Consider the following 14,743-nt stretch of genomic DNA (forward strand, 5'->3'; position numbering starts at 1 on the left):
GGTGTTCCCAGCGAATTTCTCCGGCACCCATTGATAGGTATTCCGCTATCAATCTGTCGAGGATTGGCATCAGGCGGATGTTCCCCTGGGTGGTCCGGCTGCACAAGACTGGCGCGGAAGGATCTTGCATGTCGGCCGTGTTCGGGGGACGCGTGGGGTGCGGCCGGAGAGGGTCGCACCCCACGCGCGGTTCGGTCCGCAAGGTCTGGCTACGGCACCACGACGATCTTCCGGCCCACGCCGGCCGCGAACTGCTCCAGCGCCTGCGGGTACCGCTCCAGCGGGATGCGGTCGCTGATGAAGACCTCTGGGTCCAGCACCCCGTTCGCGAACAGCTCCGCCGCGCGCTCGAAGCTGTGCAGCACCGCCATCGAGCCCGTGATGGTGATCTCCTGGTTGTAGATGCGGTACGGGTCGATCGTCACGCGGGTCGCGTAGTCGGCCACGCCGAACTGCAGGAACGTGCCCGCCTTCGCCACCCGGTCCAGGCCGTCCTGGATCGCCGCCGCGTTGCCCGTCGCGTCGACGACCAGGTCCCAGCCCTGCGGCCGGTCCAGCTCGTCGGGGTTCGCCGCCGACGCCGAGACACCGAGGCGACGGGCCGTCTCCAGGCGGGCCGCGTTCACGTCGACGACGTCCACGCTCGCCGCGCCCGTGCGCTTCGCCAGTTCCAGCATCATCAGGCCCATCGTTCCGGAGCCGTAGATCAGGACATGCGCGCCGAGGCGGGACTGGAGGACGTCGTAGCCGCGTACCGCGCAGGACAGCGGCTCCACGAGGGCCGCGTCCTCCGTGCGGACGTGGTCCGGGAGCTTCACGCAGTTCGCCACCGGGGCCACCGCGAACTGCGCGGCGCCACCCGCCGTCGTCACGCCGATCGCCGCCCAGCGTTCGCAGAGGTTGTTGTGGCCCGTACGGCAGTAGCGGCACTCGTAGCAGTAGAGCGAGGGGTCCACCGCGACCCGGTCGCCCACCGACACCTCGGTGACCTGGGTGCCGACCCCGACCACCTGGCCCGCGAACTCGTGCCCGGGCACGATCGGCAGCTTCGGCGCGAACTCGCCCTGCAGGATGTGGAGATCGGTTCCGCAGAGGCCGCAGGCGGCCACCTCGACGACGACCTCGCGCGGCCCTGGCGTCGGGTCCGGGACCTCGGCGACGACGGCCTTGCCCACGGACTCGATGACGGCGGCCTTCATTTCACGGCTCCCAACGACAGGCCCTGGACCAGCTTGTCCTGGGCGGCGAACCCCGCGGCGAGCACCGGCAGGGAGATGACGAGCGACGCGGCGCACACCTTCGCCAGGAACAGGCCCTGGCTGGTGATGAAGCCGGTCAGGAAGACGGGGGCGGTCTCGGCGACCACGCCGGTCAGCACCCGTGCGAAGAGCAGTTCGTTCCAGCTGAAGATGAAGCAGATGAGGGAGGTCGCGGCGATGCCGGGCAGGGCGATCGGGGCGACCACGCGCGCGAGGACGGTCGGCAGTCTGGCCCCGTCCACCTTCGCCGCCTCGATCACCGCGACCGGGATCTCGGCGAGGAAGGACTGCATCATCCACACCGCGATCGGCAGGTTCATGGATGTGTAGAGGATGACCAGCAGCCAGATGTTGTCGAGCATCCCGGCGTTCTTCGCGAACAGGTAGATGGGCAGCAGGCCCGCCACCACCGGCAGCATCTTCGTGGAGAGGAAGAAGAACAGGACGTCCGTCCACTTGCGGACCCGGTTGATCGACAGCGCGTACGCCGCCGGGAAGGCCAGCAGCAGCACCAGCAGGGTCGAGGCCAGCGACGCGACCGCCGAGTTGATCAGCGCCGGCCAAGGGCTCGCGCCGCCGCCCGCGCCGAAGAACTCGCGGTAGCCGTCCAGGGTCAGGGAGGCCGCGAAGGAGGGCGGGTTGGTGGCCGCGTCGGCTTCCGAGTGGAGGGACGTCAGGGCCATCCAGGCGATGGGCAGGAAGAACACGATCCCGGCCAGCCAGGCCATGAGGCCCATACTGTTGCGGCGTACGACGTTCATGCGCGGGACACCTCCTCGCGGAACAGGGACGACACCACGCGCAGGGCGAAGGTCGCGATGATGATCGAACCGATGACGACCAGGACGCCCGCGGCCGAGGCGAGGCCGTTCTCGTGGGCCTGGTAGAAGCTCTGGTAGACGGTGTAGGGGAGGTTGGCGGTGCCGAGGCCGCCGGACGTGATCGTGAAGACCGCGTCGAAGTTCTGGACGATGTAGATCGAGCCCAGCAGGGCGCCCAGTTCGAGGTAGCGGCGCAGATGCGGGAGCGTCAGATGGACGAAGATCTGCCAGTCGCTCGCGCCGTCGACGCGGGCCGCCTCGATCTGCTCCTGGTCGCGGCTCTGCAGGCCCGCGAGCAGGATCAGCATCATGAACGGCGTCCACTGCCAGACGAGGGATGCCTCGACCGCGAGCAGCGGGGTGTTGGAGATCCAGTCGGGCTGTGGACCGCCCACATAGTGCAACAACCCATTGAGCAGGCCGTATTCAGGGTTGTAGAGCACATGCTTCCAGAGCAGGGCCGCTGCCACCGGGACCACCAGGAACGGCGCGATCAGCAGGGTGCGGACAATGCCCCGGCCCCGGAACCTCCGGTCCAGCAGCAGGGCGAGGACGAGTCCCAGCACCAGGCTGGCCAGGACCACCGCCACCGTCAGCAGTACGGTCGTCCACACCGAGTGGCGCAGGTCCGCGTCGGTGAGGACCTCCTGGTAGTTGTCGAGGCCGGTGAAGTGCCGGGCGTCGGGGTAGAGGGCGTTCCAGTCGAAGAAGGAGATCACCAGCGTGGCCACGAAGGGCAGCTGGGTGACGACGACCATGAAGATCAGGGCGGGGAGCAGCGGGGCCCGGGTGGCCCACGCGCGCAGCCGGGCGGAGGGTCGGCGGACGGGGTTGCGTATCTCGGGGGAGGCCACGGGGGCCGTTGTCGTGGCGGTCATCGTCCCTCGTACTCCTCGGAGATCTTCTCGGCGAGCGCCTGAGACTTCTTCAGGGCCGACTCGACGGACTGGCGTCCGGCGATGGCCGCGCTGATCTCCTGGGAGACCTTGGTGCCGAGGTCGGTGAACTCGGGGATGCCGACGAACTGGATGCCGGGCGCGGGCCGCGGCTGCACTCCGGGATCCTCGGGCCGGGCCCCCTCGATGGCCTCCTTGGTCATCTCCTGGAAGGCGGCGGCCTCCTTGCGGTAGTCGGCGTTGGCGTACGTCGACGCGCGCTTGCCGGCCGGGACGTTCGACCAGCCGGCCTTGTCCCCGACCAGTTCCTCGTAGCCCTTGCCGGACGCCCAGGAGACGAACTTCCAGGCGTTGTCCGGGTTGCGGGAGGACTTCTGGATGCCCCAGGCCCAGGTGTAGAGCCAGCCGGACGACTTGGTCTTCTCGACGGGGGCGGGGGCGTAGCCGACCTTGCCCTTGACCGGGGAGTTCGCCGCCTCCAGGGATCCGGCCGCGGAGGTGGCGTCGTACCACATGGAGACCTTGCCCTGGGTCATGTTGTTCAGGCACTCGGCGAAGCCGGACTGGGCGGCGCCGGACTCGCCGTGCTCGCGCACCAGGTCGACATAGAACTTCGTCGCCTTCTCGAAGGCGGGTGAGTCGAGCCGCGCCTTCCAGTTCTTGTCGAACCAGGTGCCGCCGAAGGTGTTCACGACCGTGGTCAGGGGCGCCATCACCTCGCCCCAGCCGGGCAGACCGCGCAGGCAGATGCCCTTCATGCCGGGCTCGGCGCCGTCGGCCTTCGCCGCGAGGTCCGCCACCTGCTGCCAGGTGGGCTGCGCGGGCATCGTCAGGCCCTTCTTCTCGAACACGTCCTTGCGGTACATCAGGAACGACGACTCGCCGTAGAAGGGCTGGCCGTAGAGCTTGCCGTCGTCCGCGGTGAGGGACTGGCGCATCGGCTTCAGGACGTCCCGCTCGTCATAGGCCGGGTCCTTGGCCACATAGCCGTTCATCTCGTGCAGCCAGCCGTTGCGGGCGTAGATCGGTATCTCGTAGTTGGACAGGGTGGCGACGTCGTACTGGCCGGCCTGGTTGGCGAAGTCCTGGCTGATCTTGTCGCGGACGTCGTTCTCGGGCAGGACCGTGAAGTTGACCTTGATGCCGGTCTCTTCGGTGAAGTGGGCGCGGGTGAGCTTCTGCAGCTCGACCATCTGGGGGTTGTTGACCATGAGGACGTTGATGGCGTCGCCGCCGGATCCGGCCCCGCCCGCGCCGACCCAGCAGCCGGAGAGCAGCGGGGCGAGCAGCGTCCCTGCGGCGGCCGCGGCGAGCGTGGCTCGCGGTGGCCGTCGTCGGCTCTGGGTTCGCATGGATCGCTCCTGGATGTATGGGGAGATAAGGGGCAGCACAGGGTGTGACCGCGCCCGCTGGGGGACGAGGGGAGGTGTGGTGTCAGACCCGGATGACCTGGGGTCCGAGCAGTGAGTAGCGGTGGGCTTCGGCCGTCGGCAGCAGGGTGCTCGTCACGATCGTCTCCAGCGCGCCGACCTCGGCGAACCGGCAGAAGCTGACCGCTCCGAACTTGGTGTGCACGCCAGCGAAGACCGTGCGGCGGGCGGCCCGGATCGCCTGTGTCTTGACCTCGCTGACGGCCGGGTCGGGGGTGGTGAGGCCGTGTTCGCGGGAGATGCCGTTGGCGCCGATGAACGCCAGGTCGACGACGAAGCCGGCCAGCATCTTCGTCGTCCAGTGGTCGACGGTGGCGAGGGTGCCGGAGCGGACCCGTCCGCCGAGCAACAGGACGGAGACGGTGTCGGTTTCGGCGAGCGCGCCCGCGACCGGCAGGGACGCGGTGACCACGGTCAGCGGCCGGTCCCTGGGGAGTGCCTCGGCGATGAGCTGCGGGGTGAAGCCCTCGTCGACGAAGACGGTCTCGGCGTCCCCGAGCAGTTCGGCCGCGGCGGCCGCGATCCGGCGCTTCTCGGGGACGTGGCTGGTGGCCCGGAAGGCGAGCGTCGTCTCGAAGCCGGCGCTCTCCACGGGGTAGGCGCCGCCGTGTGTGCGGCGGAGCAGGCCGTGGTCCTCCAGGACGCGCAGATCCCGCCGTACGGTCTCCTTGGCCACGCCCAGCTCGGTGGCGAGGGCGGTGACGTCGACAGCGCCGTCACGCCGTGCGACGAGCACGATCTCGCGCTGACGTTCTTCCGCGGTTCTGTTCATGGCCGTCACCCGCCTCCTGCTGTGCTGCCCGTTCGGGCCCTCGGTCGGGCCATGGGGGAAGTTCTACAGCGGGTGTTCGACGGTGGCCAGGTCTGTTGCGGGAGCGATCCTGCCCGTCTGTGCCCGTTCGGTCTTCGGCCGGCGCGGTGGGCCGGGGGGAGGTCGTAGCTGTCTGCGGACGCATTGTGGCTGGTCGCGCAGTTCCCCGCGCCCCTGGCGGCGTTGCCCGAATGCCCGAGCGGGCGGGTCCGTTTTCTGCCCGCCCGCCGCCGGAGGTGATGTCTTCCGGTCAGTACGGCCAGATCGGCGGGTCCGTCACGAACGGGCCGCCGAGGTAGGCGTGGGCCTCGTTGCCGGTCTCCAGTTCGCCCTGCTCGGCGATCAGCTTCTCGGCGAAGGGCTCGGAGTCGTCCTGGGGGTCGTAGCCGAGTGCCCGTGCCGTGGTGAGGTCCCACCAGAGCCGGGTGTTGGCGGAGGAGCCGTAGACGACGGTGTGGCCGACGTTCTCGGCGGTCAGGGTCGCGTGGAAGAGGCGGGCGCCGTCGGCCGGGCTCATCCACACCGACAGCATGCGGACGCTGGTCGGCTCGGCGAAGCAGGAGCCGATGCGCACCGAGACCGTCTCGATCCCGTGCTTGTCCCAGTAGAACTGCGCGAGATCCTCGCCGAAGGACTTGGACAGGCCGTAGAAGGTGTCCGGGCGGTGCGGGGTGTCGATGGGGATGAGCGGGTCGTCGCCCTGGGGGCGCGGGGTGTAGCCGACCGCGTGGTTGGAGGAGGCGAAGACGATCCGGCCGACGCCCTCCTCGCGGGCGGCCTCGTACAGGTGGTAGGTGCCCTCGATGTTCGCCTTGAGGATCTTCTCGAAGGGGGCTTCCAGGGAGATGCCCGCGAGGTGGATGATCGCGTCGACGCCTCGGACGGCCTCGCGCAGGGCGTCCTTGTCGCCGAGATCGGCGACGATCGCGTCCGGCGCGTCCTCGATGGGGCGCAGGTCGAGCAGGCGCAGTTCGTAGCCGTAGTCCGGGAGCAGGTCCCGCATCAGGGTGCCGAGGCCGCCGGCGGCGCCGGTGAGCAGAACGGTGCGGGGAGCGGGCATCCTCGGTCTCCTTGAATCGGCCACCGTGTACATGGGCGCACGGCATTCATATTCGTGGACACGCTAAGGAGCCGGGGTGGAGCCCGTCAAGTGTGTCGCGGCGAGGGCAAATCCGCTGGTGCGTCGCGGGTTCGTGTGCTTGACCGGCACCGCGGCGGCGCCTTAGCGTGGAGGTGTTCAGAAATATAGACGCCAATCATGAATATGGAACCGGGAGAGCTCGTGACGTCAGCCCCTCTCGCCGCTCGACTCAGCCTTCCCAGCGGGCCGCTGTTCTTCCCGGTCACCGCGTACGGCCCCGACGGCTCCGTGGACCTCGACGCCTACCGCACGCATGTGCGCCGCGGGGTCGAGGCCGGAGCCGCCGCCGTGTTCGCCTGCTGCGGCACCGGCGAGTTCCACGCGCTCACGCCCGAGGAGTTCGAACAGTGCGTCCGGGCGGCCGTCGAGGCGGCCGAAGGGCGGGTGCCGGTCGTCGCGGGCGCCGGGTACGGCACCGCGCTCGCCGTGCGCTACGCCCGCCTCGCCGAGGCCGCCGGGGCGGACGGGCTGCTCGCCATGCCGCCCTATCTCGTCGTCGCCGGGCAGGAGGGGCTGCTGCGGCACTACCGGGAGGTGGCCGCCGCGACCTCCCTGCCCGTCGTGGTCTACCAGCGCGACAACGCTGTCTTCACCCCGGAGACCGTCGTCGAACTGGCCCGTACGGACGGGATCATCGGCCTCAAGGACGGGCTCGGCGACCTCGACCTCATGCAGCGCGTCATCAGCGCCGTGCGCTCGGAGGTCCCGGGCGACTTCCTGTACTTCAACGGCCTGCCGACCGCCGAGCAGACCCAGCTCGCCTACCGCGCCCTCGGTGTCACGCTCTACTCCTCCGCCGTGTTCTGCTTCGCCCCCGAACTCGCCCTCGCCTTCCACCAGGCCCTCGCCGACGGCGACGAACGGACCGTGGGGAAACTGCTGGACGGCTTCTTCCGCCCGTTCGTCGAACTGCGCGCCCAGGGCCGCGGCTATGCCGTCGCCCTGGTCAAGGCCGGTGTACGGCTGCGCGGCCTCGACGTGGGCGAGGTACGGCCCCCGCTGCACGAGCCGACCGAGGATCATGTCAAGCAGCTCGCCGAACTGATCGAACGCGGCTATGCGCTGCTGGAGGAGGCCAAGTGAAGGCGTCGGCATTCGTCTACCCCTGGGATGTCAACGGGGACCCGGAGGCGCCCGCGCGGATCGCCGCGCTCGGCGTCGAGCAGGTGACGCTCGCCGCCGCCTACCACTCCACGCGTGCCCTCACGCCCCGCCATCCGCGCCACCGCATCGTCACCGCCGAGCACGCCTCCGTGCTGTACCCGTCGGACGACCGCTGGGCGGGGCGGGAGCTGCGCCCCTACGCGGCCGGTGCCTGGGCCCCCGGGGACGCCTTCGGGGAGGCCGCGGTCGCTCTCGTGGACGCCGGTCTGGAAGTGCACACCTGGGTCGTCCTCGCGCACAACTCCAGGCTGGGCGCCGAGCACCCGGACACCTCGGTCGTCAACGCCTACGGCGACCGCTACCCCTGGGCGCCGTGCATCGCCCAGCCCGCCACGCGCGGGTATCTGACCGACCTGGCGGCGGAGGCGGCCGTACGGCCCGGGGCGCGGGGCACCGAGCTGGAGTCCCTCGGCTGGTACGGCCTGCAGCATCTGCACGCCCACGACAAGACCGGCGGCGTCGGCCTCGGGGACGCCGGGGAGTACCTGATGGCGCTCTGCTTCTGCCCGGCCTGCCGGGAGGGCTACGGTCGGCACGGCCTGGACCCCGACGAGCTGGCCGCCGCCGTACGGACCGCGCTGGAGCCGGTCTGGCAGGGGGCGGCGCCCTCCGACGGGGGCTGGACGGGCATCGAGAAGCTCCTCGGCGAGACCCTCGCGCACACCACGCGCGCGTGGCGCGACGACACCGCCCGCACGCTCCAGGAGGAGGCCGTGGCGGCCGTCCGGGCCGCCGCCTCCGACGGTTTCCAGGTGCTGCTGCACGCGGACCCGGTGTCCTACCACGTCGGTGCCAACCCCGGCGTCGACCCGGCGCACATCCTGTCCGTCGCGGACGGCGTGGTCGTGCCCTGCGCGGGCGGCACCGGCACCCTGACGCCGTTCGCGAGCCAGGGCAAGGAAGGCGCCGTCATCGCCGCCAACTTCCCCGTCGTCTCCGGCATGGGCGGCAGCCCCGCCACCCTCGCCACCGACGCGGCCGAGGCCCACCGCCTCGGCGCCACGGAACTGCGGCTCTATCACGCCGGGTTGGCGTCCGACGGCGACCTGGAGGCGGTCCGCGCCGTGCTCGCGGGACGCTGAAGCAGCAGGGCAGCCGTCGCCAGGAGGGCCGTGCCCAGGGCGATCAGCACCAGCCGGTGGCCGGTCAGCTCGACCAGGGCCGCTCCGGTGGCCAGTCCGATCACGTTCGGGGCGTACACCAGGGTGTGGGCCGTGGCGGTGACCCGGCCGAGCAGCGGGCCGGGGGTCTCGCGCTGCACCGAGGTCAGGGCGGCGATCAGTACGGCGGGCAGGCCCGCGCCGATCGCCGCGCCGCACATCAGCGCCAGCGGGTCGGACGGCACCGCCCGCAGGGCCACCGCGACGGCCAGCAGGCCGATGCCGTACGCCGCGAAGCGCCGCTCGCCCAGGTGACGCAAGGCCGTGCCGGACAGCAGGCCCACCGCGACCGACCCGGCGCCCTGCACGGCGTACAGCACACCGGCGTACGCGGGGGAGCGTCCGAGGTCGTCGACGACGGCGTAGATCATCGCCCCGTTCACTCCGGCGCACAGCATGGTCGCGCCGCCCGCCAGGACCAGGGGGCGCAGTACGGGGTGCGCCCACAGATGGCGGGCGCCCTCGGCGGCCCGCTTCCGCCGGCTTCCGGTGGGCGGCGCGGGCCTCTCCTCCCGCGCCCGGAGCAGCGCGTACAGCCCCGTGGCCAGCACGAACGTCGCCGCGTCCAGGAGGGCGACGCCCGCACCGCCGTACGCCGCGTACAGGCCCGCGCCCGCCAGCGGGGCCAGGAGCTTCATGCCCTCGGAAGCCGTCATGCGCAGGCCGTTGAAGTCGCCGAGCAGGGACGGTTCGACGGCGGTGGCCACGAGCGCCGACTCGGCCGCGTCATGGACGACGCCCGCCGCGCCGTACACGAACAGCACCGCGTACAGCAGCCACAGGTCGCCCGGGGCGTCGACGCTCACCAGGGTGAGCAGGAGGGCGCCCAGGAGCACGTTCACGCCGATCAGCAGCGGCTTGCGGCGGCCCCGGTCGGCGAGGGCGCCCAGCAGCGGGCCGGCCAGGGTCGGCAGCCACATCGCGAGCATGCACAGCGCGGCCAGGCCGTCCGAGCCGGTGAGGTCCTTGACCCATACGCCGGACGCCAGCCACAGGGCCGAGGTGCCGAAGCCGGAGACCACCACCGAGGAGAGGCAGAGCCCCGCGTCGCGGTCGCGCAGGACGCGCACGAGAGGCCAGGTCGTCATTGTCGTCATGCCTGGCCATCGTGGGACTAAGGACCGGGCGGAGAGATCGGGAGGGTGCCCTAATTCCCGACCGGAATCCCAGGAAGACGGCGTCCCGGCGATGAGTTCTGTGGTCGCCGCCGGTCTACCTCCCAGGAACCAAGACGTGAGGAGCAGCGGATGACCGACACGACCCCGACCCTCGACCTCGGCCCGCAGACGGCGGTCGTGGCGCGCCTGGCCGAAGGTGTCACCGACGAGCAACTGGCGGATCCGACACCCTGCCCCGAGTACGCGGTGCGCAACGTGCTGGCCCACCTGGTCCACCTGACCGTCGCCTTCCGCGACGCCGGCCGCAAGGACCTGGGCGTCACGACCGACACGAACCCGGGCTCCACCCTGCCCGAGCTCGGGCAGGGCTGGCGCGAGGAACTGCCCAAGGTGCTCGGCGAACTGGCCGAGGCCTGGCGCGACCCGGCCGCGTGGACCGGCATGACCCGCGCCGGAGGCGTGGACCTGCCCGGCGAGATCGCGGGCCTCGTCGCGACCGACGAGCTGGTGATCCACGGCTGGGACCTGGCCCGCGCGACCGGCCAGTCCTACGCCCCCGACCCGGCCGCGCTCCGGATCTGCCACGACTTCCTCGCGGCGGCGGCCGACGACCCCGACCGCGGCGAGATCTTCGGCCCCGTCGTGCCCGTCGAGGAGGACGCGGCGCTGCTGGACCGGGCGGTGGGGCTGAGCGGGCGGGAGCCCGGGTGGACGCGCGTGTCCTGAGGAGCCGGGACCGGCTCGCGGCAGCCGCCGGCGGGCCGCTCCCGCCGCGGATGCGCCCGGCCCGAACGGCGTGACGCCCGCGCCCGCTTCACCGCCCCGCGCCCCGTTCGGCGCGGCAGAATGGCCGGGGGAGACGGCACACGGAGCGGTGGTCGGAACGGGGTGGGGCATGGCGGGCTCGGGGCGGCGCAGCCGGTCGCGGGGGGAAATGATCCGACAGCGCACACGGGCACGCTTCGTGGGCCGGCGGGCGCAGCTGTCACTGTTCGCGGAGAACCTGGGGAGGGACCCGCATTCGGAGGAGGACCCGGCCGAGTTCCTGTTCCATGTGCGCGGCGTGGGCGGCGTGGGCAAGTCCACGCTGCTGCGCCAGTGGCAGGAGGCCGCCCGGCGCGCGGGCGCGGTGACCGCGGTGGTGGACGAGGGCGACGTCCACGGCGTGCAGCAGGCCCTGTCGGAGCTGGCGCGGCAACTGGCCGCGCAGGCGGGGCCGCTCAAGGAGTACGACCGGGCGGCCGAGCAGTACCGCCGGGAGCAGGAGGCCGCCGTCGAGCCGGTGCCGGCCGAGGGGGACGCCTCGGTGTCCAGCAGGGTCGTGGCGCAGGCCGCCTTGGGGGCCGTGTCGCTGATACCGGGCGCCGCCCCGGTCGCCGCGCTGGCCAGCCCCGACGCCGCGGCTCAGGGACTCGACCGGCTCCGCTCCGGTGCCCGGACGCGCACCCGCCGGGCCCGTGTGAGCGACGCGGCCGAGGTGAGCCGGGCGTTCGTCTCGGAACTGGGCCGGCTCTGCGGCCGGTACCCGTGGGTCGTGCTGTTCCTCGACACCTGGGAAGTGACCGGCCGCTACCTGGACGGGTGGCTGCGCGACCTGCTGGAGGACGCGTTCGGGCCGTTACCCGTCAACGTGATGGTGGTACTGGCCGGACGCGACGAGCTCGCGGAACGGGAGTGGGCTCCGCTGCGGGCCCTGGTGGCGGACGTCCCGCTCGACGTGTTCACCGCCGCGGAGACGAGGGCGCTGCTCGCCGCCCGGGGCGTGACGGAACCCGATGTGGTGGAGGCGGTGCTGCATCTGTCGATGGGGCTGCCCCTGCTGGTGGAGCTCCTCGCCCTGACCCGGCCCGCGGCGGCCGAGGACGTCGCCGCCGACGGGAACGTGGCGGACGTGGCGGTCGAACGGTTCGTGCGGTGGATCACCGACGCGCGGCAACGCGAGACGGTACTGGCGTGCGCGTTCGCGCCGCAGCTGAACGAGGACATCTTCGCCACCGCCGTACCGGCCGAGGCCCACGGGCTCTGGCAGTGGTTGTGCGAGCAGCCGTTCGTCAGCGGTCGCGGCGACTTCAAGCAGTACCACGCCGTGGTGCGCGCGAGCATGGTCCGTCAGCAGCGTGCCCACTCTCCGCAGCGCTGGACCACCGCGCACACGCGGCTGGCGGACGCGCACGCCGCCTGGCGCGCCGCCGCCGAGCGGGGGCTGCCCGAGGCCAAGCGCTGGGGTGACCCCAGATGGCGCAGGCACCGTCTGGACGAGACGTACCACCGGCTGTGCGCGCACCCCGCCGCCCAGCTGCCGGCCACGCTGGAGGAGGCCGTCCACGCCGCCGGCCAGGACGCCGAGATCCTCCGGCAGTGGACCGACGGGTTCGCGCAGGCCGCCCGCGACAGCGCCGATCCGGCCCTTCTCACCTGGGCCGAACGGCTCCAGAGCGCCGCCGCGGACGCCCAGCCCCTGCTCACCGCCCTGGCCGCCCTGCTGGCACACGGCGGCCTGGACACCTCCGCCCGTGCCTGGGTCCACGCCTACCGCGGCCGGCAGCTCTATCTCGCGGACCACGACGACGAAGCCGCCCAGGCGCTGGACCTGGCCGTCGCCACGGATCCGCGCAACGCCCGGGCCTGGGCCTACCGAGGCGACCTGCATCGCTGGCTCGACCACTCGGACCAAGCGGTCAGCGACCTCACGACCGCGCTCGCACTCGATCCCACGGATGCCTGGTCCCTGGCCCGGCGGGGCGAAGCCAACGGCCAGGCGGGCCGCAACGAGGAGGCCGTCGCCGATCTGACGGCCGCCCTCGAACTCGACCCGACCATGGCGCGGGCCCTCGCCTCCCGTGGTGAAGTCCACCGTGCGGCGGCCCGTTACGGGGAAGCCCTGGCGGACTTCACGGATTCCCTGGGCCTCGATGCCGGCCTCGCCGCGGACGTCCTGCCCCACCGCGCGCTGGTGCACTCGCAGGCCGGTCGCCACGACGCCGCGATCGCCGACTTCACGGCTGCTCTGGAGATCGATCCCACCTACGCGTGGGCTCGCGCCCAGCGCGGGCTGGTCCACGCGGCGGCCGGGCGTCACGAGGAGGCCGTCGCCGACTTCACCGCGGCTCTCGAACTGAACGGGACCCTCGCCTGGGCCCTGGCCGAGCGGGGTGTGGCCCATCGGGCGGCGGGCCGCCCGGCCGAGGCCGTCAGCGACCTCACGGCCGCCGCGGAACTCGACCCCCCGTACGCCTGGGCCCTCGCCCAGCGGGGCGAGACCCACCGCCTCGACGGCCGATACGACCTGGCCGTCGACGACTTCACGGCGGCCATGGCCATCAACCCTTCCTACGCCTGGGCCCTCTCCCACCGTGGCGAAGCCCACCGGGAGGCCGGCCGCTTCGAGGAGGCGGTCACCGACTTCACCGCCGCACTGGACATCGACGCCGCTTCGATGTGGACCCTCGCGTCCCGGGGCCAGGCACACCGTGAGGCCGGCCGCCTCGACGACGCGATCGCCGACCTCTCCGCCGCCCTCGCGGTGGACCCCACGCTGGACTGGGCCTTGGCGGAGCGGGGGGCGGCGCATCGTCAGGCGGGGCGTTTCGAGGAGGCGGTGGCGGATTTCACGGCGGCGCTGGCTCTTGATCCGGCCTATGTGTGGGCTCTGTCCCGTCGGGGTGAGGCGCATCGGCAGGCCGGTCGGTTCGACGAGGCGGTGGCGGATCTGAGTGCCGTTCTGGAGGGTGAGCCGCGTAACGACTGGGTTCTGGCGGAGCGGGGGGCGGCGCATCGTCAGGCGGGGCGTTTCGAGGAGGCGGTGGCCGACTTCACGGCGGCGCTGGCTCTTGATCCGGCGTATGTGTGGGCTCTGGTGTCCCGTGGACAGGCCCATCGTCAGGCGGGGCGTTTCGAGGAGGCGGTGGCGGATTTCACGGCGGCGCTGGCTCTTGATCCGGCCTATGTGTGGGCTCTGTCCCGTCGGGGTGAGGCGCGTCGGCAGGCCGGTCGGTCGGAGGAGGCGGTGGCGGATCTGAGTGCCGTTCTCGAGAGTGAGCCGCGTAACGACTGGGTTCTGGCGGAGCGGGGGGCGGCGCATCGTCAGGCGGGGCGTTTCGAGGAGGCGGTGGCCGACTTCACCGCGGCGCTGGCTGTAGACCCGGCCTATGTCTGGGCTCTGATGTCCCGTGGGCAAACCCATCGTCAGGCGGGGCGTTTCGAGGAGGCGGTGGCCGACTTCACCGCGGCGCTGGCTCTCGATCCCGCCTCCACCTGGGCTCTGTCCGAGCGTGGCCAGACACACCGCGAGACCGGCCGTCTCGACGAGGCGATCGCCGACTACACCGCCGCGCTGGAACACGACCCGACCCTCGTGGAGGCCCTGGCGGAACGCGGGGAGGCCCACCGTCAGGCCGGCCGCCACGAGCAGGCCGTCGCCGACTTCACGGCCGCGCTGGAACACGACCCGGATCTGTCCTGGGCCCTCGAACGCCGGGGGATCGCCCGGCGGGAAGCGGGCCACTACGCATTGGCCCGGCAGGACCTCGAGCAGGCGATCGCGGCCGAACCCGGCGACCGCGGAGCCCTCTTCGAACAGCTCATGCTGGACACGGTGACGTCGGGACTCGAGACCTGCCGAGACCGGTGGACGGCCCTGCTGGCTCACCCGGCCGACACCCCCGGCGACGACGCGACCAGGTACTTCGCCCTGTTCCGGGTGCTGCTCCTCGATGCGGAGGACACCGTCGCGGAGGCCATACGGTCGTTCCTCGACAGTGGTCCGGACTTCGACGCGGTGACGGACCTGCTGCACTACCTCGCCGAGCTCTCCGACGGGGACGGCACCCTCGCCGAGCGTGCGGGACGCAGCCGCCGGCTGGTCCTGGCGCACACCGGCGCATGAGGTCCGCCGACAACCATCTCTGTCGAAAGCATTGACGAACCACACGCGCCCTCCTACC

Annotated in this window: 11 protein-coding genes; 4 read left to right on the forward strand and 7 right to left on the reverse strand. The window is 71.9% G+C overall.

Annotated elements, in window-relative coordinates; all coding sequences use genetic code 11:
* Nucleotides 1–209 precede the first annotated feature (209 nt).
* The 6 genes from ACFT32_RS41860 to ACFT32_RS41885 form a co-directional block, all read right to left on the reverse strand.
* A complete protein-coding gene (locus ACFT32_RS41860) occupies nucleotides 210–1,199 on the reverse strand; it encodes a zinc-dependent alcohol dehydrogenase family protein (protein ID WP_382499676.1) in 990 nt (329 codons plus the stop codon).
* Nucleotides 1,196–2,020, reverse strand: coding sequence for a carbohydrate ABC transporter permease (locus ACFT32_RS41865; RefSeq protein WP_382499678.1), 825 nt, complete (start codon nucleotides 2,018–2,020; stop codon nucleotides 1,196–1,198). Before ACFT32_RS41865 ends, ACFT32_RS41860 begins: the two co-directional genes overlap by 4 nt.
* Nucleotides 2,017–2,958, reverse strand: a complete 942-nt coding sequence (locus tag ACFT32_RS41870) for a carbohydrate ABC transporter permease (RefSeq protein ID WP_382499680.1) — start codon at nucleotides 2,956–2,958, stop codon at nucleotides 2,017–2,019. The genes ACFT32_RS41865 and ACFT32_RS41870 overlap by 4 nt, the downstream gene beginning before the upstream one ends.
* Entirely contained in the window at nucleotides 2,955–4,328 is a 1,374-nt protein-coding gene (locus ACFT32_RS41875) for an ABC transporter substrate-binding protein (protein WP_382499683.1), read from the reverse strand. The genes ACFT32_RS41870 and ACFT32_RS41875 overlap by 4 nt, the downstream gene beginning before the upstream one ends.
* 82 nt (nucleotides 4,329–4,410) lie before the next feature.
* Nucleotides 4,411–5,178 carry a DeoR/GlpR family DNA-binding transcription regulator gene (locus ACFT32_RS41880; protein ID WP_261681350.1) on the reverse strand — a complete coding sequence of 256 codons (768 nt, stop codon included), beginning with the start codon at nucleotides 5,176–5,178 and terminating at the stop codon, nucleotides 4,411–4,413.
* A 289-nt stretch (nucleotides 5,179–5,467) separates the two neighbouring features.
* The gene (locus ACFT32_RS41885; RefSeq protein WP_382499685.1) at nucleotides 5,468–6,277 is read right to left on the reverse strand and encodes an NAD-dependent epimerase/dehydratase family protein; all 810 of its coding nucleotides are present in this window, start codon (nucleotides 6,275–6,277) and stop codon (nucleotides 5,468–5,470) included.
* Between the two features lie 222 nt (nucleotides 6,278–6,499).
* Here ACFT32_RS41885 and ACFT32_RS41890 point away from each other — a divergent pair, with 222 nt between their 5' ends.
* The gene (locus ACFT32_RS41890) at nucleotides 6,500–7,441 is read left to right on the forward strand and encodes a 5-dehydro-4-deoxyglucarate dehydratase (protein ID WP_382499687.1); all 942 of its coding nucleotides are present in this window, start codon (nucleotides 6,500–6,502) and stop codon (nucleotides 7,439–7,441) included.
* A complete protein-coding gene (locus ACFT32_RS41895) occupies nucleotides 7,438–8,604 on the forward strand; it encodes a hypothetical protein (RefSeq protein ID WP_382499689.1) in 1,167 nt (388 codons plus the stop codon). Before ACFT32_RS41890 ends, ACFT32_RS41895 begins: the two co-directional genes overlap by 4 nt.
* Here ACFT32_RS41895 and ACFT32_RS41900 read toward each other — a convergent pair.
* Complete coding sequence (locus tag ACFT32_RS41900) at nucleotides 8,541–9,779, reverse strand: MFS transporter (protein WP_382499691.1); 1,239 nt, start codon at nucleotides 9,777–9,779, stop codon at nucleotides 8,541–8,543. The genes ACFT32_RS41895 and ACFT32_RS41900 overlap by 64 nt on opposite strands.
* A gap of 150 nt (nucleotides 9,780–9,929) precedes the next feature.
* Here ACFT32_RS41900 and ACFT32_RS41905 point away from each other — a divergent pair, with 150 nt between their 5' ends.
* Together ACFT32_RS41905 and ACFT32_RS41910 are read left to right on the forward strand one after the other, a co-directional pair.
* Nucleotides 9,930–10,526, forward strand: a complete 597-nt coding sequence (locus ACFT32_RS41905) for a TIGR03086 family metal-binding protein (RefSeq protein WP_382499692.1) — start codon at nucleotides 9,930–9,932, stop codon at nucleotides 10,524–10,526.
* A 208-nt stretch (nucleotides 10,527–10,734) separates the two neighbouring features.
* Nucleotides 10,735–14,685 (forward strand): tetratricopeptide repeat protein, encoded by a 3,951-nt coding sequence (locus ACFT32_RS41910; RefSeq protein WP_382499694.1) that lies wholly within the window; start codon nucleotides 10,735–10,737, stop codon nucleotides 14,683–14,685.
* The last annotated feature ends 58 nt before the right edge of the window (nucleotides 14,686–14,743 follow it).

The organism is Streptomyces sp. NPDC057002, assembly GCF_042673825.1.
Classification (GTDB): Bacteria; Actinomycetota; Actinomycetes; order Streptomycetales; family Streptomycetaceae; genus Streptomyces.

Bases quoted from the DNA above. Each gene is read 5' to 3' on its own strand.
- ACFT32_RS41870 (WP_382499680.1), bottom strand. From the start codon at position 2,958: ATGACCGCCACGACAACGGCCCCCGTGGCCTCCCCCGAGATACGCAAC.
- ACFT32_RS41860 (WP_382499676.1), bottom strand. From the start codon at position 1,199: ATGAAGGCCGCCGTCATCGAGTCCGTGGGCAAGGCCGTCGTCGCCGAG.
- ACFT32_RS41910 (WP_382499694.1), top strand. From the start codon at position 10,735: ATGATCCGACAGCGCACACGGGCACGCTTCGTGGGCCGGCGGGCGCAG.
- ACFT32_RS41865 (WP_382499678.1), bottom strand. From the start codon at position 2,020: ATGAACGTCGTACGCCGCAACAGTATGGGCCTCATGGCCTGGCTGGCC.
- ACFT32_RS41885 (WP_382499685.1), bottom strand. From the start codon at position 6,277: ATGCCCGCTCCCCGCACCGTTCTGCTCACCGGCGCCGCCGGCGGCCTC.
- ACFT32_RS41905 (WP_382499692.1), top strand. From the start codon at position 9,930: ATGACCGACACGACCCCGACCCTCGACCTCGGCCCGCAGACGGCGGTC.
- ACFT32_RS41880 (WP_261681350.1), bottom strand. From the start codon at position 5,178: ATGAACAGAACCGCGGAAGAACGTCAGCGCGAGATCGTGCTCGTCGCA.
- ACFT32_RS41900 (WP_382499691.1), bottom strand. From the start codon at position 9,779: ATGACGACAATGACGACCTGGCCTCTCGTGCGCGTCCTGCGCGACCGC.
- ACFT32_RS41875 (WP_382499683.1), bottom strand. From the start codon at position 4,328: ATGCGAACCCAGAGCCGACGACGGCCACCGCGAGCCACGCTCGCCGCG.